The organism is Paenibacillus sepulcri (assembly GCF_042647105.1).
GTDB lineage: Bacteria > Bacillota > Bacilli > Paenibacillales > Paenibacillaceae > Paenibacillus_Z > Paenibacillus_Z sepulcri.
Genome location: NZ_JBHRUP010000001.1, coordinates 711,188 through 736,871, shown reverse-complemented (window position 1 = coordinate 736,871; position 25,684 = coordinate 711,188). Strand labels below are relative to the sequence as shown.

At 53.9% G+C, this 25,684-nt stretch carries 22 protein-coding genes; 20 read left to right on the top strand and 2 right to left on the bottom strand.

Features of this window, described 5'->3' with window-relative positions:
* From ACFOLF_RS03255 to ACFOLF_RS03185, 15 genes are all read left to right on the top strand, one after another.
* Positions 1 to 747, top strand: a complete 747-nt coding sequence (locus tag ACFOLF_RS03255; RefSeq protein WP_210039841.1) for an ABC transporter permease — start codon at positions 1 to 3, stop codon at positions 745 to 747.
* 158 nt (positions 748 to 905) lie between these two features.
* On the top strand, positions 906 to 2,753 hold the full coding sequence (locus tag ACFOLF_RS03250; protein WP_210039842.1) for a sensor histidine kinase: 1,848 nt from the start codon (positions 906 to 908) through the stop codon (positions 2,751 to 2,753).
* Positions 2,728 to 4,233: a response regulator transcription factor gene (locus ACFOLF_RS03245; RefSeq protein WP_210039843.1), complete on the top strand. Its 1,506-nt coding sequence runs from the start codon at positions 2,728 to 2,730 to the stop codon at positions 4,231 to 4,233. The genes ACFOLF_RS03250 and ACFOLF_RS03245 overlap by 26 nt, the downstream gene beginning before the upstream one ends.
* Positions 4,234 to 4,368: 135 nt before the next feature.
* Complete coding sequence (locus ACFOLF_RS03240) at positions 4,369 to 5,751, top strand: ABC transporter substrate-binding protein (protein WP_210039844.1); 1,383 nt, start codon at positions 4,369 to 4,371, stop codon at positions 5,749 to 5,751.
* A 130-nt stretch (positions 5,752 to 5,881) separates the two neighbouring features.
* Entirely contained in the window at positions 5,882 to 6,751 is an 870-nt protein-coding gene (locus ACFOLF_RS03235) for a carbohydrate ABC transporter permease (protein WP_210040007.1), read from the top strand.
* Positions 6,748 to 7,581: a carbohydrate ABC transporter permease gene (locus tag ACFOLF_RS03230; RefSeq protein ID WP_210039845.1), complete on the top strand. Its 834-nt coding sequence runs from the start codon at positions 6,748 to 6,750 to the stop codon at positions 7,579 to 7,581. The genes ACFOLF_RS03235 and ACFOLF_RS03230 overlap by 4 nt, the downstream gene beginning before the upstream one ends.
* A 124-nt stretch (positions 7,582 to 7,705) precedes the next feature.
* Positions 7,706 to 8,794 (top strand): Gfo/Idh/MocA family protein, encoded by a 1,089-nt coding sequence (locus ACFOLF_RS03225; protein WP_210039846.1) that lies wholly within the window; start codon positions 7,706 to 7,708, stop codon positions 8,792 to 8,794.
* A 34-nt stretch (positions 8,795 to 8,828) separates the two neighbouring features.
* On the top strand, positions 8,829 to 9,935 hold the full coding sequence (locus tag ACFOLF_RS03220; RefSeq protein WP_210039847.1) for a Gfo/Idh/MocA family protein: 1,107 nt from the start codon (positions 8,829 to 8,831) through the stop codon (positions 9,933 to 9,935).
* Between the two features lie 41 nt (positions 9,936 to 9,976).
* Positions 9,977 to 10,780, top strand: a complete 804-nt coding sequence (locus tag ACFOLF_RS03215) for a sugar phosphate isomerase/epimerase family protein (RefSeq protein WP_210039848.1) — start codon at positions 9,977 to 9,979, stop codon at positions 10,778 to 10,780.
* Positions 10,781 to 11,106: 326 nt separating this feature from the next.
* Positions 11,107 to 12,609 carry a sulfatase family protein gene (locus ACFOLF_RS03210; RefSeq protein WP_210039849.1) on the top strand — a complete coding sequence of 501 codons (1,503 nt, stop codon included), beginning with the start codon at positions 11,107 to 11,109 and terminating at the stop codon, positions 12,607 to 12,609.
* 93 nt (positions 12,610 to 12,702) lie between these two features.
* On the top strand, positions 12,703 to 13,707 hold the full coding sequence (locus tag ACFOLF_RS03205) for a Gfo/Idh/MocA family protein (RefSeq protein ID WP_210039850.1): 1,005 nt from the start codon (positions 12,703 to 12,705) through the stop codon (positions 13,705 to 13,707).
* A 26-nt stretch (positions 13,708 to 13,733) separates the two neighbouring features.
* The gene (gene cysC / locus ACFOLF_RS03200) at positions 13,734 to 14,291 is read left to right on the top strand and encodes an adenylyl-sulfate kinase (RefSeq protein WP_210039851.1); all 558 of its coding nucleotides are present in this window, start codon (positions 13,734 to 13,736) and stop codon (positions 14,289 to 14,291) included.
* Positions 14,292 to 14,298: 7 nt separating this feature from the next.
* Positions 14,299 to 15,717, top strand: a complete 1,419-nt coding sequence (locus ACFOLF_RS03195) for a sulfatase family protein (RefSeq protein ID WP_210039852.1) — start codon at positions 14,299 to 14,301, stop codon at positions 15,715 to 15,717.
* Between the two features lie 60 nt (positions 15,718 to 15,777).
* A complete protein-coding gene (locus ACFOLF_RS03190) occupies positions 15,778 to 16,668 on the top strand; it encodes a helix-turn-helix domain-containing protein (RefSeq protein ID WP_210039853.1) in 891 nt (296 codons plus the stop codon).
* Between the two features lie 52 nt (positions 16,669 to 16,720).
* Positions 16,721 to 18,133, top strand: coding sequence for a sulfatase-like hydrolase/transferase (locus tag ACFOLF_RS03185; protein ID WP_210039854.1), 1,413 nt, complete (start codon positions 16,721 to 16,723; stop codon positions 18,131 to 18,133).
* 95 nt (positions 18,134 to 18,228) lie between these two features.
* Here the strand turns inward: ACFOLF_RS03185 and ACFOLF_RS03180 are convergent, their stop codons facing one another.
* Positions 18,229 to 19,518 carry a beta-propeller fold lactonase family protein gene (locus ACFOLF_RS03180; RefSeq protein WP_210039855.1) on the bottom strand — a complete coding sequence of 430 codons (1,290 nt, stop codon included), beginning with the start codon at positions 19,516 to 19,518 and terminating at the stop codon, positions 18,229 to 18,231.
* A gap of 251 nt (positions 19,519 to 19,769) precedes the next feature.
* Complete coding sequence (locus tag ACFOLF_RS03175; RefSeq protein ID WP_210039856.1) at positions 19,770 to 20,072, bottom strand: putative quinol monooxygenase; 303 nt, start codon at positions 20,070 to 20,072, stop codon at positions 19,770 to 19,772.
* A 381-nt stretch (positions 20,073 to 20,453) separates the two neighbouring features.
* Here ACFOLF_RS03175 and ACFOLF_RS03170 point away from each other — a divergent pair, with 381 nt between their 5' ends.
* Genes ACFOLF_RS03170 through ACFOLF_RS03150 form a run of 5 tightly spaced genes read left to right on the top strand, consistent with a single transcriptional unit; the run spans position 20,454 to position 25,644 of the window.
* Positions 20,454 to 21,299 carry an STM4015 family protein gene (locus tag ACFOLF_RS03170; RefSeq protein ID WP_210039857.1) on the top strand — a complete coding sequence of 282 codons (846 nt, stop codon included), beginning with the start codon at positions 20,454 to 20,456 and terminating at the stop codon, positions 21,297 to 21,299.
* 2 nt (positions 21,300 to 21,301) lie between these two features.
* Positions 21,302 to 22,579, top strand: a complete 1,278-nt coding sequence (locus ACFOLF_RS03165; RefSeq protein ID WP_210039858.1) for an STM4014 family protein — start codon at positions 21,302 to 21,304, stop codon at positions 22,577 to 22,579.
* A complete protein-coding gene (locus ACFOLF_RS03160) occupies positions 22,576 to 23,361 on the top strand; it encodes an STM4013/SEN3800 family hydrolase (protein WP_210039859.1) in 786 nt (261 codons plus the stop codon). Before ACFOLF_RS03165 ends, ACFOLF_RS03160 begins: the two co-directional genes overlap by 4 nt.
* A 43-nt stretch (positions 23,362 to 23,404) precedes the next feature.
* Positions 23,405 to 24,781: an STM4012 family radical SAM protein gene (locus tag ACFOLF_RS03155; RefSeq protein WP_210039860.1), complete on the top strand. Its 1,377-nt coding sequence runs from the start codon at positions 23,405 to 23,407 to the stop codon at positions 24,779 to 24,781.
* On the top strand, positions 24,778 to 25,644 hold the full coding sequence (locus ACFOLF_RS03150) for an STM4011 family radical SAM protein (protein ID WP_210039861.1): 867 nt from the start codon (positions 24,778 to 24,780) through the stop codon (positions 25,642 to 25,644). Before ACFOLF_RS03155 ends, ACFOLF_RS03150 begins: the two co-directional genes overlap by 4 nt.
* The last annotated feature ends 40 nt before the right edge of the window (positions 25,645 to 25,684 follow it).

The window sequence follows — 25,684 nt, the reverse complement described above, 5'->3', positions numbered from 1 at the left end:
ATGTCATCCTTCCTTAGAGCGCTGGCTGCAGAACGTCTGAAGCTGGTCAAATCCCGTATCTGGCTGCTGCTGCCGCTCAGTCCGCTGATCTCCGCGTTGATTGGAATCATGATCACCTTCAGGGCCGAAGATGCCGGAGCTCCTTATCAGGCACTAATAATGGGGATGACACCTGTCCCCCACGCCATGCTGCTGCTGCCTATCCTTACCGGCATATTCGCCGCATTCGTCTGCCGGTATGAGCATGGAGGGGGCTGGAAGCTGATGCTGTCGCTGCCATTATCGCGATCGGGTCTGTTCTTTGCAAAATTTGTTGTTGTGGCACTGATGCTGGCTGTGGTGCAGCTGCTCTTCCTGGCTGCCATACTGGCTGCCGCCTTGTATCATGGAATAGAAGCCGAGGTTCCCTGGTCCATGCTGCTGCGGTGCGTGATCGGAGGATGGGTGGCCTGTCTGCCTCTTGCCGCCGTCCAGCTGGGGGTATCGATTGCCTGGACCAGCTTCGCTGCCCCTCTTGTCATTAATGTGATGCTCACTCTGCCCAATATCCTGATCGTCAATTCCGCTAGATTTGCCCCTTTCTACCCATGGGCGCAGCCGCTGCTGGCGATGATGCCTTCCGGCTCCGGCTCAGGCGGCGTTGGCGGATTCATGATCCCTTATGAAAGTCTGATGATCACGGTTCTGGGCAGCTTTGTGGTCTTCTTCATGGCAGGCTTGATTTATTTGAACCGCAAGGAAATCTGACCGGTCTTCAAACAGACCCAATTGAGCCGCTTTAGGGCGGCTTTTTTGGGTCTGTTTGATATTTCCTGCCAATAAATATCACCCCGTACTTCTTACTGCAACAAGCTGCAGCTTGTTGTATAATAACGATCAACAATCGGCGGGAGGGTTGATCATGGATGCGGCGTTGGAACGATATGATGTTGAAGACCAAGATGTTCATCACCTTTTCTGTTGTTTTCCTGCTCACGGTGCTTCTGGCATGCACCATTTTGTATTTCAAAAATGTAAGCGATACCAAAAATCAAACCTATGCCTTATCCAGCACGATTACGAAGCAGTTCAGCCGCACGGTAGAGCTGTACATCCACGAGATGGAGGCGATGTCCGTCTCGATTTTCGGGGATCCTCTCGTGCAGCGCAATCTGCTCGATCACTATGAGACGGATAATCCGGTGGAGCAAAACCGCATCGAGCTTTCGCTGTCAAGCAGGCTTTACACCCTGATGCATCCGCAGCCGAAGGTGCAGAGCATATACTTGTTCACTTTGGACCGGTATGCCTATTATGTATCGCGCTCCAGCGGGCCGAAGCTGACGGACAGCCTGGAGAAAGAAGACTGGTATACCGGGCATGACTACGACTACAAGAAGAAATTTCTGCTTCTGCCCACCGTAGTGGAGGACATCCACGATATCGAGTCGCCGAAGGTCATTTCTTTTGTCCGCAGCATCAACCGCATTCCTTCGCGCAGCACCATCGCCTTTATGAAAATCAACATCAACGTCGATGTATTCCGGGATATGCTGGTCCAGTCGGACAGCAATGAGATGGAGAAGAATATGCGCGTGTTTATTTTAAACGATGAAGGAACGGTCGTATATGACAACAAGAATGAGCTGACAAGCGGCACGCTGCAGAATCTGAGCGCTGCGATGCTGCCGGGGGGAAAGGCTTCTTCTTCGGAGCTGACGTGGAACGGCAGAAAATATCTGTATACCATCGACAGGTCCGCCTATACGGGCTGGAGAACCGCTGTATTGATCCCCAATGAGTATCTGCTTGCCCAGATCAAGCGCACACAGCTGATTTTGATCCTGGTCGGACTCGCGGCGGTTATGATTATCGCGCTTGTTTCCTATATTCTGTCTTATCACATTACAATACCGCTCCATAATCTGATGAAGAAGATGATCCGGGTCGAGCAGGGCGACTTCTCGCAGCGGATGGAGGTCAGAAGCAATAACGAAATCGGCCGCCTGAGCCGGATTTATAACGACATGCTGGGCAGCATATCCCGTTTGATCAACGAAGCGTACCAGTCCAGGCTGGCGGAGAAGGATGCTCAATTATCGGCCCTGCAGGCCCAGATTAATCCGCATTTTCTGTACAACACCTTGAACATTATGAAATCCATCAGTCGCATCAAAGGAATTGAGGAAGTGGCGGAAATGTCGGAATCGCTGGCGGAATTGTTCCAGTACAGCATGAAGAATCTGCAGCATCCTGTTGCGCTCAAGGATGAGCTGGAGCATATCCGCTGTTATATGAACATCCAGCAGCATCGTTTCTTCGACCGGTTCGAGCTCCACTGCGATATTCCCGACGAACTGCTGCAGTCATCCATCTTGAAGCTTACAATTCAGCCGCTTATAGAGAATGCGATCATTCACGGTCTTGGCAAAACGAAGTCAGGAGGCGTCATCAGACTCCGGGCGCACCGAAGCAGCGGAATGCTTCAGATCGAAGTGACGGACAACGGCAGGGGGATGGACGGGGAGAAGCAGCAGGAGCTGCGCAGCATGCTGCGCACCCCCATTCTGTCGGGAGAGCTTGATCACGACACACGCGGAATCGGCTTACTGAACATTCAGCAGCGGATTCAATTATTTTATGGCGGGAATTACGGATTACACATCATGAGCCTTCCAGGCGAAGGGACAACCGTCAAGCTGGAAATTCCATACCTTATACCTGCAGATGGAAAGGGAAGGGACGCGCATGAATATATTTCTCGTCGAGGATGAGCGCTGGGCGCTGGAGGAATTGAAGACCTTATTTCAGAGCTATGAGGAGGAGCACCGTATTTTTGCCTTCGGGAACGGGGAGGACGCTTTGGCTGCAGCAGCCAGGGCGCAGCCGCATCTGGTGCTGACCGATATCAATATGCCCGGGATGGACGGCCTGGAACTGATCAGCGAGCTGAGCAAAGCCGATCCCGCGGTCAAAGGGATTATCCTGAGCGTTCATGATGAATTCGAGTATGCCCGGCAGGGGGTGAAGATCGGCGTTGTGGACTATTTGCTCAAGCCCGTCAAGAAGGATGCCTTGTACTTGAGCATCGATAAAGCGATAAACGGCATCCGGAACGAGCAAAGACAGCGGGAAGAGCGGATGAACTGGTCCATCAGCCGGATGCTGTTCGCATCGTGTCCGGCGGAGGAAGAGATGGCTGCGCCGTTCTATGGGCATGGATATTTGATGGCGCTGCTTCTGCTGGGAAACTGGGGAGCGCACAGAGGCTGGCAGGATACCGGTATCCACAATAGCGAGCTGAGGAGCCAGATCGTTTACGGCACTGTCCGGGAGGAGGATATTCATTGTCTGGATCTGGATTCCCGGCGGAAAATCATCCTCGTTCCGGTTGCCGCCGATTCCGGCAAATGCGGCATGGAATCCAGACTGATCGCGCTTTTTCAGCGGATGGATGAGAGTGTTCAGCTCAGCTATGTTTTCAAGAACGCGAATGAGCGGCTCAGCAAATGCTTTGCCCTCCTTAACCGGAGGCTGGAAGAAAACATGCGGCTCGGCATGCCGACCTGCATTTCCCCCGATGCCCGGACGATGGATGCGGATATCAGCGGCATCTGGGATAAGGTGCGGATGATGGAAACGCTGTTCAGCCAGGGAGACCTCCGCAGGGGAACGGAAATGATCCACAAAATTACTGCGGAGCTGAAGCGGAAAAAAATCACCATGCGGCAGCTGCAAGGTTTTATCCGTGATTTACTATACTCCCTGCAGTTCAAATGGCGCCTATCGCAGCAGGGCCGCGTCGATCAGCCCAAGATGCAGGATGAGCTGCTGTCGAGTCTGAATGAACTATCAAGCTACGAGGAGCTGAATGGATGGCTGAGCGCGAAAATTATGAATCTCCATCCGGGCCGGGAAAGCAAGGCTATGAAGCCGAAAAGTATGATCCCTCTGCTCATGCAGTGGATCCACAGCCATTATCAGCATAATATCTGCCTGCAGCAGTTTGCAGCGGATCATCATGTCAGCCTTGGCTATTTGTCCAAGCTCTTCAAGAATCAGACTGGCTGCACCTTCTCCGACTATCTGATTCATTACCGCATCGGCAAGGCGAAGATCCTGCTCACCGAAGGGATGGAACGGCTCTCGGATGTGAGCGGTCTGGTCGGTTATGAAGATGCGAAGCATTTCAGTCATGTGTTCAAAAAAATCGTGGGCGAATCGCCGCAGGCTTACGCCAAACGAACGAAATAAGGCTGAAAAGCAAAATCACCCTCCCAAAATAGCCAATCTACAGGTAGGCGGAGCATGGCAATCCCTCTAAACTTAATTCATACGGACTGCCATTCATACATGAATGCGCATACAAAAAGGGAGGACCAAAAAAGCATGCGAAAAAGAAGAAGCGTCATGACCATTTTTGCGGCCTGCATCTCGCTTATGATCATCCTGACAACCGGCTGTGGAACAAGCGGCACGACAAACAATGAGAATCCTGGCAACAGCAAGCCTGCCGGTACGAATGCAGCTGATGAAGGCGGCGGAAGCAGCGCGGAAGCGCCTGCCGCCAAGAAGGTAACGTTAACGCTGATGGTCGGCAATACCGGAACGACGCTTGATGCGCTCAAGGTCGTAGCGGCAGAGGCTGAGAAGAAACTGAACATTGCCATTGAATTCGATATCAAGCCGGACGGCACGGAGGGCGACAATCTGGTTAAAACCCGTCTGGCTACAGGCGATATGGACGATTTGCTGGTGTACAATTCCGGATCGCTGCTGCAGGCGCTGAGCCCTGAGGAGAACTTTGCCGATCTGAGCGGCGAACCCTTCATGGCGGATGTGCTGGATTCCTTCAAAACGACGGTTACGGCAAGCGGCAAGGTGTTTGGCGTTCCGGTCGGCACGACGGTTGTCGGCGCCGTTCTGTACAACAAGAAGGTGTATGCCGACCTGGGACTTGAGATTCCGCGCACATGGGATGAATTTATGGCCAACAATGAGAAGATCAAGGCGGCGGGCAAGACGGCGGTGATCGGCACTTACAAGGACACCTGGACCTCCCAACTGCTCATACTCGGAGATTATTACAACGTCCAGTCGCAAAATGCATCCTTTGCGGACGATTATACGGCCAACAAGGCCAAATATGCGACCACGCCGGCAGCGCTCAGAGGCTTCGAGAAAATCGAGGACGTATACAAGCGCGGATATATGAACAAGGATTTCCTGGCTACCACCTATGATGCAGGGCTCAAAATGCTCGCGGAGGGCGACGGTGTGCATTATCCGATGCTCACCTCGGCGCTTGACTCGATATTCCAGAACTTCCCCGACAAAATCAACGATATCGGCGTGTTCCCGGAGCCAAGCGACAGCGCGGACATCAATGGACTAACGGTGTGGATGCCAAGCGCGCTCTATCTCAACAAGGACAGCAAGAATCTGGAAGCCGCCAAAAAGTGGACGGAATATTTCCTGTCGCCTGAAGGCCAGTCCGTCCTGTCATCCAAGCTCAAAGCATCCGGACCCTACCTGATTACCGGTATTGATCTTCCCGAAGACACCTATGCAGGGGTTAAAGAAATGCAGTCTTACTTTGACGAAGGCAAAACAGCGCCGGCTCTGGAATTTCTGTCCCCGGTCAAAGGCCCCAACCTGGAGAATATTACGGTCGCTGTAGGCAGCGGGATCAACACCGCGGCGCAGGGGGCCAAGGATTACGACAAGGACGTCGAGAAGCAGGCGCAGCAGCTGGCGCTCCCCGGCTGGTGATGAAGCCATAGGCTAAAACGTATTCATACCCTGCAACTTCTGCTGCAGGGTATGTCTGTTCAATCGGAGCGCGCCGCGAGGGAAGGCCTCCCGGCGGCTTCTACTGTCCAAGAGAAAGGATGAGCGCATGATGAATACCGCCTCCAAGCGGATGTATTCGTATCTTTTTTTTCTGCTGCCTGCAGGTGTGATCTATTTTACCTTCTATTTGCTGCCGACGCTCCTGTCCTTCTTCTTCAGCACGACGAGATGGACGCTCACGAAATGGGAATTTATCGGCATGGACAACTATGTCACCTTCTTCTCCGAAACGGCGCTCAGCATCGGGTTTCGCAACACGCTGATCTTTGCGGTGGTCACCTGTGGATTGAAGGTGCTGCTGGGTTTGCTGCTCGGCGCTTTCCTGACTTCAAGAATTATCGCCAAAAATTATTTGCGCTCCGTAGTTTTCTTCCCCACGCTGCTCAGCACCATCGCCGTCGGGATTACCTTCTCCACGATGATGCATCCGTCACAGGGGATTATTAATGTGGCGCTGGGCGCGCTTGGCATCACAGGTCCCGACTGGCTCGGCAACACGCATATCGCTCTATTGTCGGTTGCCCTGGTTGATGTATGGAAGGGAGTGGGAATCGCCACCGTCATCTTCATCGCCGGGATAACGGCCATTCCCCAGGTCTACTATGAAGCGCTCAAAATCGACGGCGGCAGCAATCTTGCGGCCTTCCGCCATATTACGCTGCCCCTGTCCCGTCCGGCGATGAACTCCGTCATTATTCTGGCTTTTATCGGGGGTCTGCGGACCTTCGATCTGATCTGGGCGATGACCAAGGGCGGGCCGGGCTTCACCACCGACCTGATCGCCTCCATTATCTACAAGCAGTATCAGGCCGGCTTCTACGGCCTTGCTACGGCGGGGAATGTCATCTTGTTCATCGGGGTATCGGTGCTTGCTTTCCCGTTATACAAGTTTCTGACCAAAAGCGAGGTAGACCTATGAGCGAACGTGTCAAACGGATATCCGTCGGATTTATTGCAGTTGTCGTGACCACGATTATATTCTGGGTGCCCTTTTACTTCGTTATTATCAATTCCTTCAAAAACCAGCAGGATGCGGCGCTGATGTCGATGACCTGGCCGAAATCCTTTGAAATTTTCAGCAATTACAAAGCCGTTCTCACGGCTGCCGACAATATGCTGCTGCGCGCCTTCTATAACAGTACGCTGCTCACGGTACTGTCGATCGTTATTCTCGTCTTCGTCAGCGCCATGGCCGGCTTTGTGCTTCAGCGCAGGGAAGGGGGCAGGGGATCGTCCCTGCTGAATTTCATCGTGCTGGCCGGGCTGATGATTCCGCCTGCTATCGTTCCGACGATCTGGGTGCTGGATTCGATCGGTCTGTTCAAAACATTGGCCGGCATCACGCTGGTCGAGGTCGCGCTGCATTTTCCGTTCTCGGCGATTCTCTACAAGGCCTTCGTGGCCACGCTGCCCAAAGAAATCGACGAGAGCGCCTTTATCGACGGATGCGGCGGCATACGCCTGTTTTTCCATATTATTTTCCCGCTATTGAAGCCGGTTACCTCAACGGTTGTAGTCCTGACCTCCATTAACGTGTTCAATGATTTCGTCAATCCCCTGTATTTCTTCCCGGGGGCGGACAATGCGACGGTGCAGCTGACGCTTTATAACTTTACCAGCCGGTTCACGTCCTCCTGGAATTTGCTGTTTGCCGATATCGTGCTGATCTCCATTCCGCCGCTCATTCTGTTTATTTTCTTCAATAAGAAAATAGTCGCGGGCATGACGGCCGGCGCTGTAAAAGGGTAAAACCTGCAAGCGCTTACCCTTGTACGCTGCAAATGGTCTCGATCGCATTAGTTATTGTCCCGATACGCCAAGATTTTTGGAGTGCGGTTGATTATGATGAGTACAAGAAACCGTTCTCATATCCATGTTGAACCTAAGGAGGCGATGCAGAATCAAGCCGATTGGTGTAGGGATTCTCGGATTTGCCCATGGGCATGTCCATGCGTACTGCGAGGAATGGAAGAAGCCGGAATTCGGGATAAGCGTATTGGCGGGCTGGGATCACGATCCTGCGAGACTGGAAACGGCAAGAAGCGCATTCGGGATAGAAGTCTATGCGAATGCGGATGAATTATTGAAGCGTGACGATATCCAGGCGGTGGTGATCGGCTCGGAAACCTCGAAGCACGCCGGGCTTGCAGAGCTTGCGGCATCGAGCGGCAAAGCAATAGTGCTTCAAAAGCCGATGGCGCTGACGATGGATGAAGCCAAGCGTATCGCGGATGCGGTTCAGACATGCAAGGTTCCGTTCACACTGGCCTGGCAGATGCGGGTCGATCCTCAGAATATGCAGATGAAAGAGTGGCTTCAGAGCGGCGAGCTTGGACGTGTGTTCATGGTCCGCCGCCGTCACGGCCTGCCGATGGGGCTGAGTCCGGATTTTGCCGACAGCTGGCATGTCAATCCCGCTCTTAACCGCGACATCTGGGCGGATGATTCCTCGCACCCGATCGATTTTATTCACTGGCTGCTGGGTGTGCCGGAGACCGTCACCGCCGAACTGGAGTCCTTATATAATCCGCGTATACCGAATGACAACGGGATTGCTATTTTCCGCTATCCCGGCGGCCCGATAGCCGAGGTGAGCTGCTCCTTCACCTGCACGGCGGCGGAGAATACGACGGAGATCATTTGCGAGAAAGGCAGCATTATCCAAAATTACGGCGATGTGCCCAGCTGCAACGTAGCCCGTACCGCAGGCGCGGCAGGCTTGAAACGATACAGCCCCGGGAGCGGCGGCTGGATTGAAAGCGATATACCTTCTCCAGACAATCATAGTCACCGCATCCGCGGACTGGCAAAGCCGCTGGCTGAATTTCTCCGGGGCGAGCGCGCTCCGCTGGCGACTGCCGAGGATGGAATGACGTCGCTGCGAATGGTTCTGGCTACTTATGTATCGTCGCGGGAAGGACGCCGTGTCGCATTAAGCGATAACTCCATCCAGAATGCGTAGATCTCAAAAAAACCAAATAGGAGGCAACTGAAAAATGGCCGTTAAAATTGGCATTGTAGGGATGAATGGAATTGGCAACAACCATGCGAATTGTTATAGAGAGGATGAGCTTGCTGATCTGGTAGCAGTCTGTGATGTGGTGAAGGAGCGCGCCGATGCCGCAGCCGAGAAACATGGCGTAAAGGCTTATTACAGCCTGAAGGATATGGTGGAGAATGAGCCGGATATCGAAGTGATCGATATTACGACAGGCGGCATCGACAATGGCAGCTGGCATTTTGAGCCGGCTATGGAAGCCATCGGCTACGGCAAGCATGTTCTGGTTGAGAAGCCGCTGTGCCACGACATCCGCGAAGGGCGGGAACTGGTTGCTTTTGCCGAGAAGCAGAAGGTGTATCTGGGCTGCAATCTGAATCACTATTTCACCCCGCCGGCTGAAAAAGCCAAGGCATACATGGAGAGCGGCGATATCGGCGAATTGGTGTACTGCATGGCCAAGATGGGCTTTAACGGGGGAGATCTGAATTATGGACTTGCGGGATCGCCGAAGATCAAGGGCCATCCATATTTTCATATGAAAGCGTTTCTCACTCATCCGCTCAGCGTTATGCGTCATTTCTGCGGCGATATTACGCATATTCAAACCTTCTCCGACCGTCCTGGCTTCCGCCGCAGCGCGGGAGACGTTATGGTATCGATCAACAGCATTCATATGAAATTCGCCAATGGCGGCGTAGGCTATCTGCTCAGTCAGAGAGGAGACGCGGTATACGGACTTGGCGGCTGGTGGAGCCTGGAGGTTGCCGGCTCGAAGGGTACCTTCTGCATCGAGAATTGCGTCGAGAAAATCTCCTACTGGAAAGCGGAAAAGGGCATTCCGGCGATAAGCGTTCAGCCTGAAGCCATCGTGACGGATTACGGCACCAATGATTTCAACCGCACCTTCAACAACCGGCTTCACGCGTTCCTTGAGGATGTATCCAACCGTGTGTCGTTCGACCAGCTTCGCGCCAATGGAAGAGACGCGCTTGCCGTTCTGGAATATACCTTTGCCGTCATTGAATCCTATGAGAGCGGCGGAGAGGTTGTTCGTCCGCATCCGCTGCCGCCGCTGCACGGAGATCCGATGTTCATGAAATAGCATCAACCATCCATATATTACTGAAGGAGTGTTCAATACTTATGGTCAAATTAGGCGTAAACTCTGTACTTTTCAAATCGTTCAGCTTCGCCGAGGCGGCAGCTGCAATTGCGCGCTCCGGCTATGACGGCGTGGAAATATCGGCTATCAAAGGCATGTGCGAGCATCTTGATCTTGACCGCTGGCAGGAGCAGAAGGATGAGCTGCAGGCTATCGTGAAGGAGAACGGACTAAAGTTCCTGTCCATGGAGGTCGCTTCGCTGGACGAGGAAAGATTGACCAAGGCATTCGAGGCCGGTGCGGCCATCGGAATTCCGATTATCAACGTTGGACCCGGCGGAAAATCCGGCAATGACGAGGATCTGGCCGCCTCGATCGCCAAATTGACCCATCTGGCGGAGAAAGCCGCCTCTTATGGAGTCACGCTGTGCGTGAAGGCTCATGTCGGCAATGCGATTGACAATACGCCGACGACGCTTGCTGCCATGGAGGCTATATCCTCCCCGGCTTTCGGGATAGATATGGACCCGAGCCACATCCACCGTTCCGGCGAAAACGCCGAGGAAGCACTGCCGGCTGTGCTCAGCCGTGTGAAGCATGTACACATACGCGACTGCAAAGGCCGCGCGCAAGGACCCGGCCCGATTGAGCTGCAGGCTTGCGGACGGGGCGATATCGATCTGTTCGGCTACTGCAAGGCGATGGTAGACGGCGGCTATGACGGCCCCGTTGTATTGGAGGTCATCGGTGCCGGACCGGACCACACGATCGATCAGGTATCGATCGTGGCGGCGGAATCGTACGGGTATTTGAATGCCTGCCTGAAGAAGCTGGGCGGCAGATAAGGAGCCGCAACTGCAAGTACCGAAAAGCGTAAATAACGGTTAGAAAAGCGGAGCCGCTTCAGGAGTCCTTTGATCTTCCGATTGCTGTTGTACCCCTGAATTTTTTTATTTTGGATACCTTTATCTGTTAAATTCGGGGTACAAAGGCAAACGCTTCGCTTCTCCAGATTCAAATGCCGCCTTCCGCTCTCGTTTTTCCTTTGGATGACTTATTGTCGCAAACCTGTTCCAGGCTTTTGCTTACGAAGTGAGTTCTTGCTTGATGCTGCTGAATACCGGCAGATCAGGTAAAGCCTCGTAAAAAACTTTCAGGAGGTAATCATGAAATGACAGCAAAAAAACCGAATGTGGTTATTTTCGGTATCGATAGTTTACGGCGCGACCATATGAGCTCATATGGATATTCGCGTCTGACAACACCTTTTATGGACCGGATTGCAGCGGATGGCGTGCTGTTCGAGAAGCATTTCAGCCCAAGTATTCCGACAACTCCGGCTTATGCTTCCATGCTGACAGGAATGGATGTATTCGGAACCGATGTCGTCGCTCTTCGTCATCAGGGTCCGCTTGGCGGACATGTGAAGACGCTGGCCGAGACGCTGGGCGAGAACGGCTATAACACGACTTGCATCGGCTTCACCGGCAATCCGTCCTCACGCGGCTTCCAGACCTATATTGACTACGAATCCTGGGTTCCCGACGAGACCGGACGTACGCCCAAAGCGCAAAATCTGAACAATGTCGCCGTGCCGGAGCTGGAACGCCTTGCAGCGGAAGACAAACCGTTCCTGCTGTTTCTGCGGCATATGGACCCGCATTCTCCTTACCTGCCGCCAGTTCCGTTCGAGCGCATTTTCTACGGCGACAACGAGAAAGATGAGAGCAACCGGTCGATGGAGCCGGTTTACGGCTTCAAGCCCTTCGCGAATTTCCTGAAATCCTGGATACCCGAGGGCGTCACCGATGAGCAGTATGTGGAGGCGCAATACGATGGGGCAATCGCCTATATGGACGCCTGCATCCAAACCTTGTTCGCCAAGCTGGAAGCGATGGGGATTGAAGAAGAAACATTGATTGTCATTACATCCGATCATGGGGAAACGCTTTATGAGCATGATTGTTTCTTCGACCATCATGGGCTGTATGATTGTACGCTGGTTGTTCCCCTCATTATCAAATTCCCCGGACGTGTTCCGGCGGGAAAACGGGTTTCCGGCGTAAGCCTGATCTCCGATATTATGCCGACGGTGCTGGAGCTGCTGGATATCAAGACCGATACGGCATTCGACGGCCAAAGCTTGACAAGCCTGATCCAGGGCGAGGATGCGAAGCGGGTCAGCGAGTTCTATATAACGGAATGCACATGGATGCGCAAGCATGGCTGGCGTACGCCGGAGTGGAAGCTGATCTGCGCGCTGGAGCCGGATTTCCACTTCAAGCCGGAAGTGGAGCTGTATAATCTGATTCAGGATCCGCTGGAGAATGAAAATGTCGCAGAGCGCGAGCCGGAGGTCGTAGCCTTCCTGCAGAAACGGATGAACGACTACATCGCCAAACGCGAGCAGGAAGTGGGCCGCACCAATCCGATCTATACGAATCTGAACTGGCATGGACAGGGCAAGACCTTCACTTCCTCCCAGGAAGCGTATGATTCGCTCCATATCGGATCCATCGTCAGCGCCCGCTCGCTTCAGGAGAAGGAGAAGGACGATTCGGCGGCTAAAGGCAAGACAAAAGGCAAAGGCAAGGCCAAGGGTAAAGAAAAGGACAAGGAAAAAAATAAGGCCAAAGAAGAAATTGCGGCAGCAGCGGAGTCCAAGGACGAGTAATAGGTCCAAAAAAAACCAGTCATAAACAGACTTGTTTTCTTATATGGACCCATGCTTTTTGCAGGTAGCAAGCTCGAAAGGAAGGGACTGCAAATGATCAGAGTAGCTGTTGTCGGCGTCAACAATATCGGTAAAATCCACTGCCGCGCGTATCGAAGCCATCCGGACACCGAGCTCGCTGCCGTCTGCGATCTGATGCCGGAGCGGGCCGAGGCGGCGGGGCGCGAGCATTCGGTTCCCCATTATACGGATTTGCGGGAGCTGCTGAGCAAGGAAACGATTGATGCCGTTATCGTGGCGACTGCGGGCGTAGAGAAGGGCAGCCACCACTTTGAGCCGGCCATGATCGCGATTGAAGCAGGCAAGGCGGTGTTCGTGGAGAAGCCGATATCCAATAATATCGAAGAGGCGCGGAAGATGGTTGCTTTTGCCCGGGAGAAGGGCGTGCGGCTTGCCTGCAACCTCAATCACCGCTTCACCCCTGCGGCGTACAAGGCGAAGGAGCTGGTCGCGGAAGGGAAGCTGGGCTCCCTGCTGTTCCTGAATATGAGGCTGACGATCCGCAATCCGCAGGAGGATACGGAGTGGCTTCATATGCGGGCCCTCCATCCGCATTCCATTGATGTTATGCGGTTTTTTGCCGGGGATGTGAAGCGGGTGCAGTCCTTTATGACCAAAGCACCCGGGCGGACGTCCTGGTCCACTGTTTCCGTCAATATGGAATTTGTCAGCGGCGCGGTCGGGCATTTGACGGGAAGCTACGATATGTCCATGAGGCATCCCATTGAATACTGCGAGGTTGCCGGTCACGAGGGTCGGCTTGTTATTGACAATGTATATGAGAGTATGACTTACTATCCGCATCATTCCGATGAGTTGATGGTTGTCCGCAATCCGTTGTTCGGAGGGATGAAGGGCTTTGACGACACGTTCGGGCATCGGATCAACCGGTTCATCGAGGAGATTCAGACAGGGGTAAAACCGGAGGATATTGCCGCATCCGGGGCAGATGCGCTCGCGGCGCAGGAAGTCATTGAAGCTGCTATACGTTCACATCAGCTGGGCGGAGCTCCTGTAGAGGTTGCGGCTAACGAATGATACAGGGGACGTGGAGGGAAATGGATATGAATAATAACGGGCATGGCTCGGTATTATGGTTTACCGGTCTATCCGGAGCCGGCAAGACGACAACGGCCAAATTCTTGGAAGAGAAGCTGAGGAAGCAGGGCCGGCGCGTTGAACTGCTCGATGGCGACGAGCTGCGCGATACGATCTGCAAAGGACTCGGCTTCAGCCGCGAAGAGCGCTTCGAGAACATTAAAAGGGTTACGTATCTCGCCAGGCTGCTTTCGCGAAACGGGGTGGATGTGCTGGTATCCGCCATCACGCCTTACACGGAGATGAGGGAGCACGCCAGGGCGCAGCTGCCAGGTTATGTTGAGATTTATGTGAAATGTCCCCTTCATGTATGCGAGATGAGAGATGTCAAAGGCTTGTACGCCAAAGCGAGAAGCGGAGCGATTACCCAATTCACGGGCATCTCCGATTCCTATGACGAGCCAAGCAATCCGGACATCACACTATGCACATCCACTGCGACGCTGGAGCAAAATGGAGATACGATACTTGCATGGCTCGGCCATGCCGCACCACTGGAGAAGTCAACTTCTCGGAGGGATTAGAAGCACGATGAAAATAATTATGATCTCGCTGGATACGCTTCGCGCCTCGCGCCTCGGCTGCTATGGCTACCATAAAGCCACAAGCCCGCATCTGGACCGGATAGCCCGTGAGGGAGTCCTGTTCGAAAAGGCTTATGCGGCGGATATTCCGACCGAGGTCGCGCATACCGGCATTTTTACCGGCAAAATCGGTCTGACCACAGGCGTTGTATCTCACGGCTCGGAGCTGACGCATTTGCCCAAGTCAACCGAATGGCTGCCTTCCATGCTGCGCTCCGCCGGCTTCACCACAGCGGCAGTGGACAATTTGTACCAGCTGAAGGAATGGTTTGCCCGCGGCTACCGGTATTATATGAACAGCGTCGGGGGCAACCGCTGGATTGACGGACGCACGGTCAACGAATTGGCGATGCCCTGGATCGGGCAGCACCGGGAAGAGAACTTCTTCCTGTTCCTGCATTATTGGGATGCGCATACGCCTTATCTGCCGCCGGATTCCTACATTCCGGAGTTCTACGAGCCTGGAAGGGACCCGTTCGATCCACGAAACAAAAGCATGGAAGGCGCGTATAATCATCCAGCTTACCCTTTCTTCAAGCATCACCATTATGATCTGGTCGGCGAGGTTACGGACAGTGATTATTATGATGCGCTTTATGATGCGGAAATCCGCTATCTGGATGACAGGTTGAAGGAGCTGGATGATCATCTTGAAAAGCTCGGGATCCAAGAGGAGACCATGATCATCCTGTTTGGCGATCATGGTGAAAGCCTGACGGAGCATGACATCTACTGGGACCACTGCGGCTTGTATGAGCCGACCGTCCATGTCCCGATGATTATCCGTTGGCCGGGAAGAATTCCCGCTGGCCGGAGGGTTCCGGGGCTTGTGCAGCAGGTCGATCTGCTGCCGACTATTCTGGATGCCGCGCGCATGGAGGCTGTATCCGGAATTGACCAGGCGAAGCTTAAGTATCCCGCGGTTCTCGACGGGCGCAGCTTATGGCCGTCGATCAGCGGCGAAGCGGAAGGCACGAACGATGCGCTGCTGTTGAGCGAATGTGCCTGGCAGGCGGCAAGGGCGATTCGAACGGACCGCTACAAGTTCATCCGCACCTATGACTCTGGGCCGTTCACACGTCCGCCGAGAGAATTATTCGATTTGACCGATGATCCTGCGGAAACGGTCAATCTTGCAGAGAGGCTGCCGGACGTTGCGGAGCATTTGGAAACCCGGCTGAATGAATGGGTGGAGCGCAAGCTGGCAGGAAGAGCGGACCCCATGCAGCGACAGCTTCAGGAAGCAGGACTGCCCTTCCGGAGAAGAATCGAGCAGATTCTCGGTTCGGCGTCGTTGACCTGGGAGGAATGGTACCAGAACCCGCAGCGGGAGCGTTTCGACAACGCGGTGCTTCACCGCGGCTGACGGCTAGTATTTCCCGCACGACCGTACAATCGGAGTCTTTTGCAAAGGGTGAATAGAGGCATGCAGGATATTCTGAGCAGAAATAATTATATGAAGGATGAATTTCCGTTCTGGATTACCCGGACTGTACAGGGCTCGATCTCCGAGCATGGGCATGAGTTCGTCGAGCTGGTCTATGTCGTTCGGGGCAAGGGCATGCATATCTTCCAGGGTTCCCCGTATGAGGTTCATGCGGGGGATGTGTTTATTATTAATCCCGGTGAAACCCACGCCTATTATGTCGAGTCCAGCGAGCAGATTGATATTATCAACTGCTTGTTTATGCCGTCCTTTATCTCCGATGCGCTGCTCAGCGAGCTTGAAATTACAGGCTCGATGGACTATTTCTACGTTCACCCGTTTCTGAAGCATGACGTGAGGTTCAATCACCGGCTTAATCTGCACGGGCAGGATGCGGACTCCGTTCAGCAGCTCCTGGACAGCATGATCCGTGAGCTGGACAGCCGCGTACCCGGCTATAAGACGCTGATCCGGCTGCAAATGATCGAGCTGCTTGTGCTGCTCTCCCGCTATTACGCGATGATGCAGCAGCAGCGGGTTCACCCTTCTCCCCGTCAGCTGGAGCGGGAGATGACCGCACGCCGGATTTACGGCTATCTGGAGCGGAGCTTCGAGAAGAAAATCACGCTCCAGTCCTTGTCCGGCTTATTTAATGTAAGCACGCGGCAGTTAAACCGGCTGATGCGCGAGGAGTTCAACCGCAGCGTATTCGATGTGCTGCATGAGATCCGCATGGAACGCGCCAAGCACCTGCTGCTGGAGACGGACGACAAGGTCATCAATGTGGCGACTACGGTGGGCTATGAGGATCAATCGTTCTTCAACCGGTTGTTTCTCCGGCATGTGGGCTGCTCGCCCAGCCAATACCGGACAGGTGTGGAGATCGAGTAATCCCAGCCAGTATAAGAGTATTCCAGGAGAGAGAGGAGCTGACGCATCTCCTATGCAAACGCGTTCGCCTAACGTGCTGTTAATTACGGCAGATCAGCTTCGTCATGATTGTGTCGGCTATAGCGGCCAATATCCCGTACAAACTCCCCATCTTGACCGGTTTGCCGCGCAGAGCACCGTATTCGATCAAGCCTATTCGCATGTGCCGCTGTGCTGCCCGGCCCGGCAGTCCCTGCTGCATGGAAGAAGGCCGGAGACCTTCGGCGGCTTGTGGAACTATAATGCTTTTCTTCCTGTGGGCTCTCTTCAGCCGGAGCATTTCACCTGGTCCGGACTGCTCTCGGATAATGGGTACCGGTCCGCTTATATCGGCAAGTGGGGTGTGAATCCGGAGCATGATGCAACAGCCTTCGGCTATGATTCATATGTAAGCGAAGCGGATTACCAGGCCTTCCGGAAGCAGCGGTATCCGGATATTGAATTCAAGAACGGATATTTTGGCGAAGCAAGTCCGGTTCCGCTCGGGGATTCGCAAACTCACTGGATGGCGGATCGGGCGGTCAGCACGCTCAGGCAGCTGGAATCGGAAGGCAAGCCCTGGCATTTGGCTGTGCACTTTCCCGAGCCGCATCTGCCATGCCGTCCTTCGGGAAAGTTTGCGGAAATGTACGATCCTGCTGCGATGCCGGAGTGGGCGGGATTCCGGGAGACCTTCCAGGGGAAGCCCTACATTCAGCGGCAGCAGCTGCTGAACTGGGGAGTCGAGGATTATACCTGGGCCGATTGGGCGCCAATTGTGGCCAGGTATTACGGAATTATCAGCCAGCTCGATGAAGCGATTGGCAGCATACTGGCTGAGCTGGACGCGCTTGATGCGTCTGCCGATACGATTGTTATTTTTACCGCTGACCATGGCGACATGTGCGGTTCGCACGGAATGATGGATAAGCATTATATTCTCTATGACGATGTCGTCCGCGTCCCCCTCGCCATCCGGCTGCCCGGTAAGGATCAGACTGGCCGCGTCGACAGCCGGTTTGTCTACAACCTGCTGGATATGGCGCCGACGCTTATTGATTTGCTGGAGCTTGCGACGAAGAATTCCCCGCAGCTGCAGGGCCGATCCTTGAAGCCGTTCCTGACGGGCGGACCGGAAGCTGCTGATTGGAGAGACTCCATTGTCGCCTCTTATAACGGCCAGCAGTTCGGATTGTACACCCAGCGAATGATCCGTACGCGGACCTGGAAATACATTTGGAATTTGACGGATGTGGATGAGTGTTACGATCTTACGGCCGATCCCGGGGAACTGGTGAATTTGATCGCGCAGCCGGAATCCGCCCCGATTATCAAAAAATTGCGGACCAGGCTGTATGAGCAGCTGGCTCTGGACGGCGATCCCGTCATTAACAATGAATGGATGTCGCATCAGCTGCTAGATGGGGCGAAGCTTGCGTCCAGATAGATCCGGTACCTGAATGATAAACGCGTGATCCCGCATAGGCTGCGGGATTTTTTGTTTCTAGCGGGCATACGCTATTTACCCTGTTCCCTGTATTACTACATCAGCAGGATCGGCGTCACAGCAATCGATCTTGGTGAGCTTCCCGCAGGGAGGCTCGCTACGACCGTGTTGCTTGCCGTCTCAATAACCGTGATCCCGTTATTAACCTGGGAGGAGACATAAGCAAATACGCCGTCAGGAGTAATCGCAACGGATACCGGCCTGCCGGGTGTTGGTATATCTATCAATACCGTATTCGTTGCCACATTGATAACGGTTACGCTGTTATTGACATTGCTGGCAACGTAGGCTCTGGAACCGTCAGGAGATATCGTAACGCCAAATGGAATGGATCCCGCCGGCAATGGAACCGTTGTTATAATCGTATTGCTGCCGGTATCAATGACCGAAACCGTATCGTCACCCTGATTCGTGACGTAAGCGCGAGAGCCATCAGGAGTAATCGCAACGGCGTCCGGGAGAATTCCGGCAAGAATTGTGGCAATGACGGCATTGGTTAACGTATCTATCACGGAAATCGTGTTGCTGCCGACATTGGCGACATATGCGCGTGTACCGTCAGGGGTGATCGCGATTCCGAGTGGACTGCTGACCGGAGAAATTGGTATCGTAGTTTGTACGGTATTCGTAACCGTATCCAGTACAATGACCGATCCCTGGAAGTCGGTCACATAAGCGCGGAAGCTGTCGGGAGTAATTACAATTGATGTTGGCTGGCTTCCGGGAGGCGTGGGAATCGTTGTAACTACACTGTTGGTCGCTGTGCTGATGACCGAAACTGTAGAGTTGCCGAAATTTGCAATATACACGCGAGTACCGTCCGGCGTAACCGCAACTCCAATTGGACTGCTTCCGGCAGGCAAGGCGATGGTGGATGCGATCGTATTGTTTTCCGTACTAACGACCGTTACAGTATCTTGATCGATATTGGCATTGTAAGCAAAAAGGAGGGTGCCGATAATTGAATCTTCACCTCTTAAAATATGCTTCTCAACCACTTGTCCGCCGCCGTCCATTTCCGAGATTGTCACTGAAATATTGCTGCCGCCCAGGCCGCTTGTAATAACCCTTACTCCGTAAACGTCAAGATCGGCAAATATATGATCAAGCAGAAACACGCTGCCATCCGATCCTGACGGGGATAACGATACCAGATATAAGGTATAGAATGTGGTTGAATGAAATCCGGATGTGACTGGAGTCACTGTATAAGCCTGGATCGAAGCAATAGCGGGATCCCGTCCTCCGTTAGACAGCCAGACAGCAAGCCGGCTCGTTCGAGGGAATGCCCGATTATCGATTGGCCCTGTATCATATACACTCATTTTGTATCACCCTGCTTTTCACATTTGATATAAGACATCATATGTGAAATGAACAGCGGGTAATTGTACGTGCGCTGAACTGCTGTTGTTTTTTTTTGACCAATTGGCATGGCCCATTCATCGCCGGCTATCCCGAAATAGCAGCACGAGCATGTACAAGTATAAGCTAGCTGCTGAACCGGCCTTGATATGCAATGAGGACACTGTCGATGATTAACGGATTGCATTCCCCGGTTTCGCGAGCGAGGTAGTTAGACACCCTTGCCGCCCAGCGTCTGCAGTTGAATCTGCTCAATTCCTGCAATTAAAGGCCTTGCCAGCGCGATCAGCGTCTGAGCCTCTTCGCCTAACAGCGAGGCCTGATGGGCAGCGGCATCAGTCCAAACCTCCGTGACCCATATCGTTTCCGGCTTGTTCTCCGTAACATTGATGACATACAGCAGGCAATCCTCGATCACATCCATCTGAGATGCCGCCTCCAGCAGTATTTTCGCAAGCTCATCGCGTTTGCCCGTCTGTGCAGTAAATTTGCCATATAACCCGTATTGGTTCATTTCCGATCATTCCCTTCGATTATGTGTCCACATTCATAATAACCAATCTTGGCTGACATATTCAGTCAGTGAAGTCTGACAGATATTTGCTGAAAATTAACTTTCGCAATCGGTTTCAAAGTTAGCGATTATGGTGAATAACAAGTAGTTTTTTGCAATCTGACCCGTAAAACGGACAAGACATATTATTTTGGGTTAAAATCAAAAAGACCGTACATATTTTTTACCTTAATAAGGGAGTTTTCAGCTTTAGAAGCGAGCATCAGTAAAGTATCGCCAGAAAGCTTCATTAAAGCGCATGTTTATGTTTTCTGCGCGAGTTTGCAGCACGCTTGAAATGCCCCGGAGGATCTCACTAAAAAACTCTCAGGAGGAACCTACATGTCCGAAGTTAAGCTTAGCATTGATTACGACCAGTATGAGGCTGGCCAAAAAGTCGAAGAATGGATTGAAAAGCTCGCAGACAGTCCGGAGAGTCAAGGGCTGACCAGCCTCATTATCGGAGAGTGGGGCGGAGCGTACGAGAATGATTCCAGCGGAATCGTTGAAACGCTAGTCCGTCTCAAGGACCGTTTTCCCGCCTTGCGCCAGCTGTTTATCGGCGATATGGGCTTTGAGGAATGCGAAGTATCCTGGATTATGCAGTCCAATATAGCTCCCGTGCTGGACGCTTATCCGGAGCTGACCTCCCTCACCATCAAGGGAAGCTCAGGACTTGAGCTTGATCCCGCCCGCCATGGGAAGCTTGAAGAGCTGATTATTATTTGCGGCGGCTTGGGCAAAAATGTGCTGAACAGCATCAAGGACAGCCATTTGCCATTGCTGAACAAGCTGGAGCTGTATTTGGGCGTGGAGGATTACGGCTTTGACGGGGGGCTGGAGGATGTTCTGCCGCTTATTGAGGCAGGGCGGTTTCCGAACCTTACGTATCTGGGCCTGAAAAATAGCGAAATTCAGAACGAAATCGCCCTTGCGCTTGCCGATGCGCCTATTCTGGACCAGCTTCATACCCTTGATCTGTCGATGGGGACGCTCACGGACGCAGGCGCGGAGGCGCTCATCAACAGCGAAAAAGTGAAGAAGCTGCAGAAGCTTGATCTGAGCTATCATTATATGAGTGACGGGATGCTGCAGCGCTGGGAACAGACGGGGTTGAATGTCGATACAAGCGAACAGCAGGATCTGGATGATGATGAAGATTATCGTTATCCGGCCTTGACGGAATAACGATGCGGCCGATGATACTGATCGGGAACCCTGGCAACCGCCGGACGTCCTCTCTGCAGGAGGCCAGAAGAAGGCTTCATCTGGCGCCCGCAGTGCCAGTGCCGTATTTGGATCTGCTGCGCGGAACGATGCGGCTGGAGGAAGCTTTCAAGGAAGCCCGCGCCCATTCGGAAAGGCCCCCAGTTGTACGAATTGACGCGCCGGGCGAGGACTTCGAGGTCGAGCGCCAGTTGATTGCCCTGGGCGCGCCCGATACCGGGCCGGAGTATGCGGATGACCGGCTGCTCCCAGTACAGGGGAGAAGCGATCCGCATCCCTTATCTCAAAAATCCGCCCTGGCGCTGAAGGAGCAAAGAGGACGGCTCTATCATCCCTCCCAGTGGTTTCGCGGGTTTACACGCCTGCTGGCCAAGCTGGAAACGGAAGTCGGGCAAATCTGCCCGGACGTTCAATGGACCAACGCACCGGCAGATATTGCCGGCATGTTCGACAAGCGGCATACCCATCGCCTATTATCCGCGGCGGGCGTATCTGTGCCGCGTCTGCTGGAAATACCGGAGGCAATCCCTGATTATGGGGCTCTGCACGAGACGATGTGCCGCAAGCGGATGCACCGGGTATTTGTGAAGCTTGCTTCGGGGTCGGGAGCCTGCGGCATTATCGCGTACCAGATCAATCCGTCTACCGGCGAGGAGCTGGCGATTACGACTATAGGCGTCGATCACTTTATATCCCGTCCGCCGCAATTTTATAATGCGCTCAAGCTGCGGCGCTACACGGACACGGCGACGATCCGGCTTATTGTGAACTGGCTGCTCAGTCACGGTGCTCATATTGAGCAGTGGGTAGCCAAAGCCGCTTATGGCGACAGCACCTTTGATTTGAGGCAGCTGGTTGTGGGAGGTGCTGCCTGTCACTGTGTAGCCCGGGTGAGCCGCACGCCGATCACGAATCTGCATTTGCGCAGCAAGCGCATGTCGCCGGAGGATATGGGTTTATCCGAAGCGACGCTCGCGGCGGTCAGAGAATGCGCGGAGTCCGCGCTCGCCGCTTTCTCAGGGTCAAGCGTCGCCGGCGTTGATGTGGTAATCGGCAGCGGTTCGATGAAGCCGCATGTTGTGGATGTCAATCCTTTCGGGGATCTGCTCTATAATGTTCTCTATCAAGGCGTCGATCCTTACGAATGGGAAATGAGGCATCTGGAGCTGTCGTTTGCTCCGCTAATAGCTGCCAACTCCGGCAAGGCGGCGCGTGCCCGCAGCGGGGTGGTACAGATTTGACCGATATGAACCGCATTATCGGCAGTCATGACATCCTGATGATCACATTGGATACGCTTCGCTATGATGCCGCTGTTCTGGAGGAAGCGAGCTGTCCGAATCTATGCGGCAGCGGATCATGGGAGAAGCGCCATACGCCCGGAAGCTTCACATACGCGGCGCATCATGCCTTTTTCGGCGGATTTCTGCCTACCCCGGCTACAACCGACAAATCGGAACATATCCGCTTGTTTCACTCCAGGCATACGGGATTCAAGACGCATCCCCATACCTGGTTGTTTGACGCGCCGGATGTTGTCTCCGGCCTGCAGGCGGAGGATTACCGGACGATATGCATCGGCGGCGTTATTTTCTTCTCTAAGAAGGTGCCGCTGGCGCGCGTTCTGCCCGGGTATTTTCAGGAAAGCTACTGGCGGATGACGTTCGGGGTGACCAATTCCCGATCGACGGAGCACCAGGTTAATCATGCGTTAAAGCTGCTTGACCGGTCTTCGCCGGAGGAGCGGCTGTTCCTGTTTATGAATGTTTCCGCCATTCATGGTCCCAATCATTATTTTGTGCCTGGGGCGAGGAAGGACTCCGTTGACACGCAGCGGGCGGCATTGCGTTATGTGGATGGACAGCTTGGAAGATTGTTCGAGGCCATGCGCGCACGTCAGCGTCCCGTGTTCTGCCTGGCTTTCTCGGACCACGGCACCGCCTACGGCGAGGATGGCTACGAAGGGCACAGGCTCGCGCATGAGGTGGTATGGAATGTGCCCTACCGCGAATTTTTGCTCTAGCAGCGGATTGAGCTTGTATATAAAGAAAGGTTGTGACCACCGGATGACATACGAGCTTTCTGCAAACGGCGCGGCTGCGGCTGGCGATCCGGGTGATGTCCGCAAATGGAAGGAGGAGCTGACCGCTTCGCCGTACCGCTCTTATTTGTATTCCTATCCCCATAAGACAGCTTACAGCGAGCTGGAACGGCCGATTCCGCTGTCCGGAATGTGGAAGGACGAACCGGCGGAGACGTTCTTCCTCTATATGCATATCCCGTTCTGCGGCGCGCGCTGCGGTTTTTGCAATTTGTTCACGCTGCCGGATAAACGCCAATCGGCGCATGAGCAGTATGTGGACGCGTTGGAGCGCCAGGCACGGCAGTGGGCACTGCTTGTGAAGCATAAGCCGTTCGCAAGATTTGCCATTGGCGGCGGAACGCCTACGCTGCTTGCGCCCGCATTGCTAAAGCGCCTGTTCGCGATCGCCGGGGACACGATGGGACTTGATTCGTCTCAGGCGTCGATTTCGGTTGAAGCCTCTCCCGAGACGGTGACGGAGGAGAGGCTGCATATCCTGAAGGAAAACCGGGTTGACCGGGTCAGCATGGGAATTCAAAGCTTCGTGGAGTCTGAGGCTGCCGCGATCTACAGGCCGCAGATGCCGGAGGAAGCCGAGCGGGCCGCGGAGCTGCTGAAGCAGTTTGCGTTTCCGATTCTTAATCTTGACCTGATTTATGGATTGCCGGGGCAAACGCTCGATTCCTGGATGTATTCACTGGGGCGCGCGATTTCCTACAAACCGGAAGAGATCTTTATTTACCCGCTCTACACGCGGGAGCATACCATCGTGAAGCCGGAGCAGATCAGGCAAAGCGGCGCCGACAACCGTCTGGTCTTCTATGAAGCGGCGCGCAGCCGCCTGCTTGCCGAAGGCTATGCGCAGTATTCCATGCGCAGATTTGCCCGCAGCGGCGCGTTTGCCGGCAAATCGCTGCTGCCTTACGGCTGCCAGGAAGAAGGTATGGTCGGACTCGGCTGCGGCGCCCGCTCATACACACGGAGCGTTCACTATGCCTCGCAGTACGGCGTCAGCCGCAGTGCGACAGCGAGTATTATCGCCGATTATGTAGCTGCAGAGCGGTATGATACGGCCAATTATGGATTTGTGCTCAATGAATCAGAGCAGAAGCGCCGTTTCCTGTTAAAGGCGATTCTGCATGTGGAGGGCTTGCCGGTCGCGGATTATGCGCAGCGGTTCGGAAGTGAAGTGCTGGATGACCATCCCGAGCTGCAGCTGCTGCTGGATAGCGGATTGGGTCTTCTGCAGGATGACATCCTGCAGCTGACGGATGAGGGCCTGGCCTACTCCGACGCCATCGGAGACTGGCTGATCTCACCGGAGGTGCGCCAGCGGATGGAAGGATTTGTTCTGGCATGAAGGCGACGCTGTATTTTCGGGGCAGCCTGACCTCCTGCAATTATGACTGCCCTTATTGTCCGTTCAGCAAAAATAAGGATAATGCGCTTACCCTTGCCAAGGACCGCCGTCAGGTGGAGGAGTTTGTGGAATGGGCGGGGAATCAGAGGGGTAATGGACACCGGCTGTCAGTGTTTTTTAATCCTTATGGCGAAGCTCTCACCCACAGCTGGTACCATCGGGCGATGATTGAGCTGTCGTATATGGAGCATGTCGACAAGGTAGCCATTCAGACGAATCTGTCCGCGAAGCTGGATTGGACGGAATCGCTCAATCCGCAGAAGGCGGCCTTCTGGGCCACTTATCATCCCGGACAAACCGCGCAGATCCGGTTTGTCCAGCAGTCCGGGCAGCTTCGCAAGCGCGGTATACCGCACAGCATCGGCACGGTGGGGGTGAAGAGCGCCTTTGCGGAGATTTCGTCGCTGCGCCGCGCCATTCCATCCGACACCTACCTGTGGGTGAATGCGTTCAAGGACAAGCCGGATTATTATTCGGAGACGGATATCGCTTTTCTTACCGGAATCGATCCGCATTTTCAGCTGAACGCCGTGGATTATGAGAGTGCGGGCAGAGCCTGCAATGCGGGCTATGATGTCTTTTATGTTCAGGGTGCGGGACTGGTGAAACGCTGCTATAAGGACCGTCAGGTCATCGGGCATCTATACCGCGACGGACTGGAAGGACTGTCGGAGCAGAGGACCTGCAAAATGTTATGCTGCGACTGCTATATCGGCTATATCCATATGCCGGAATTAAAGCTGGACCGGCTGTACGGCGAGAGCATCCTGGAAAGGATAGGTAAGCCGTCCTTAGCGAAATAGTGTGGTAACAGGAAGCTCCCCGCCGCAAGGCAGGAAAGCT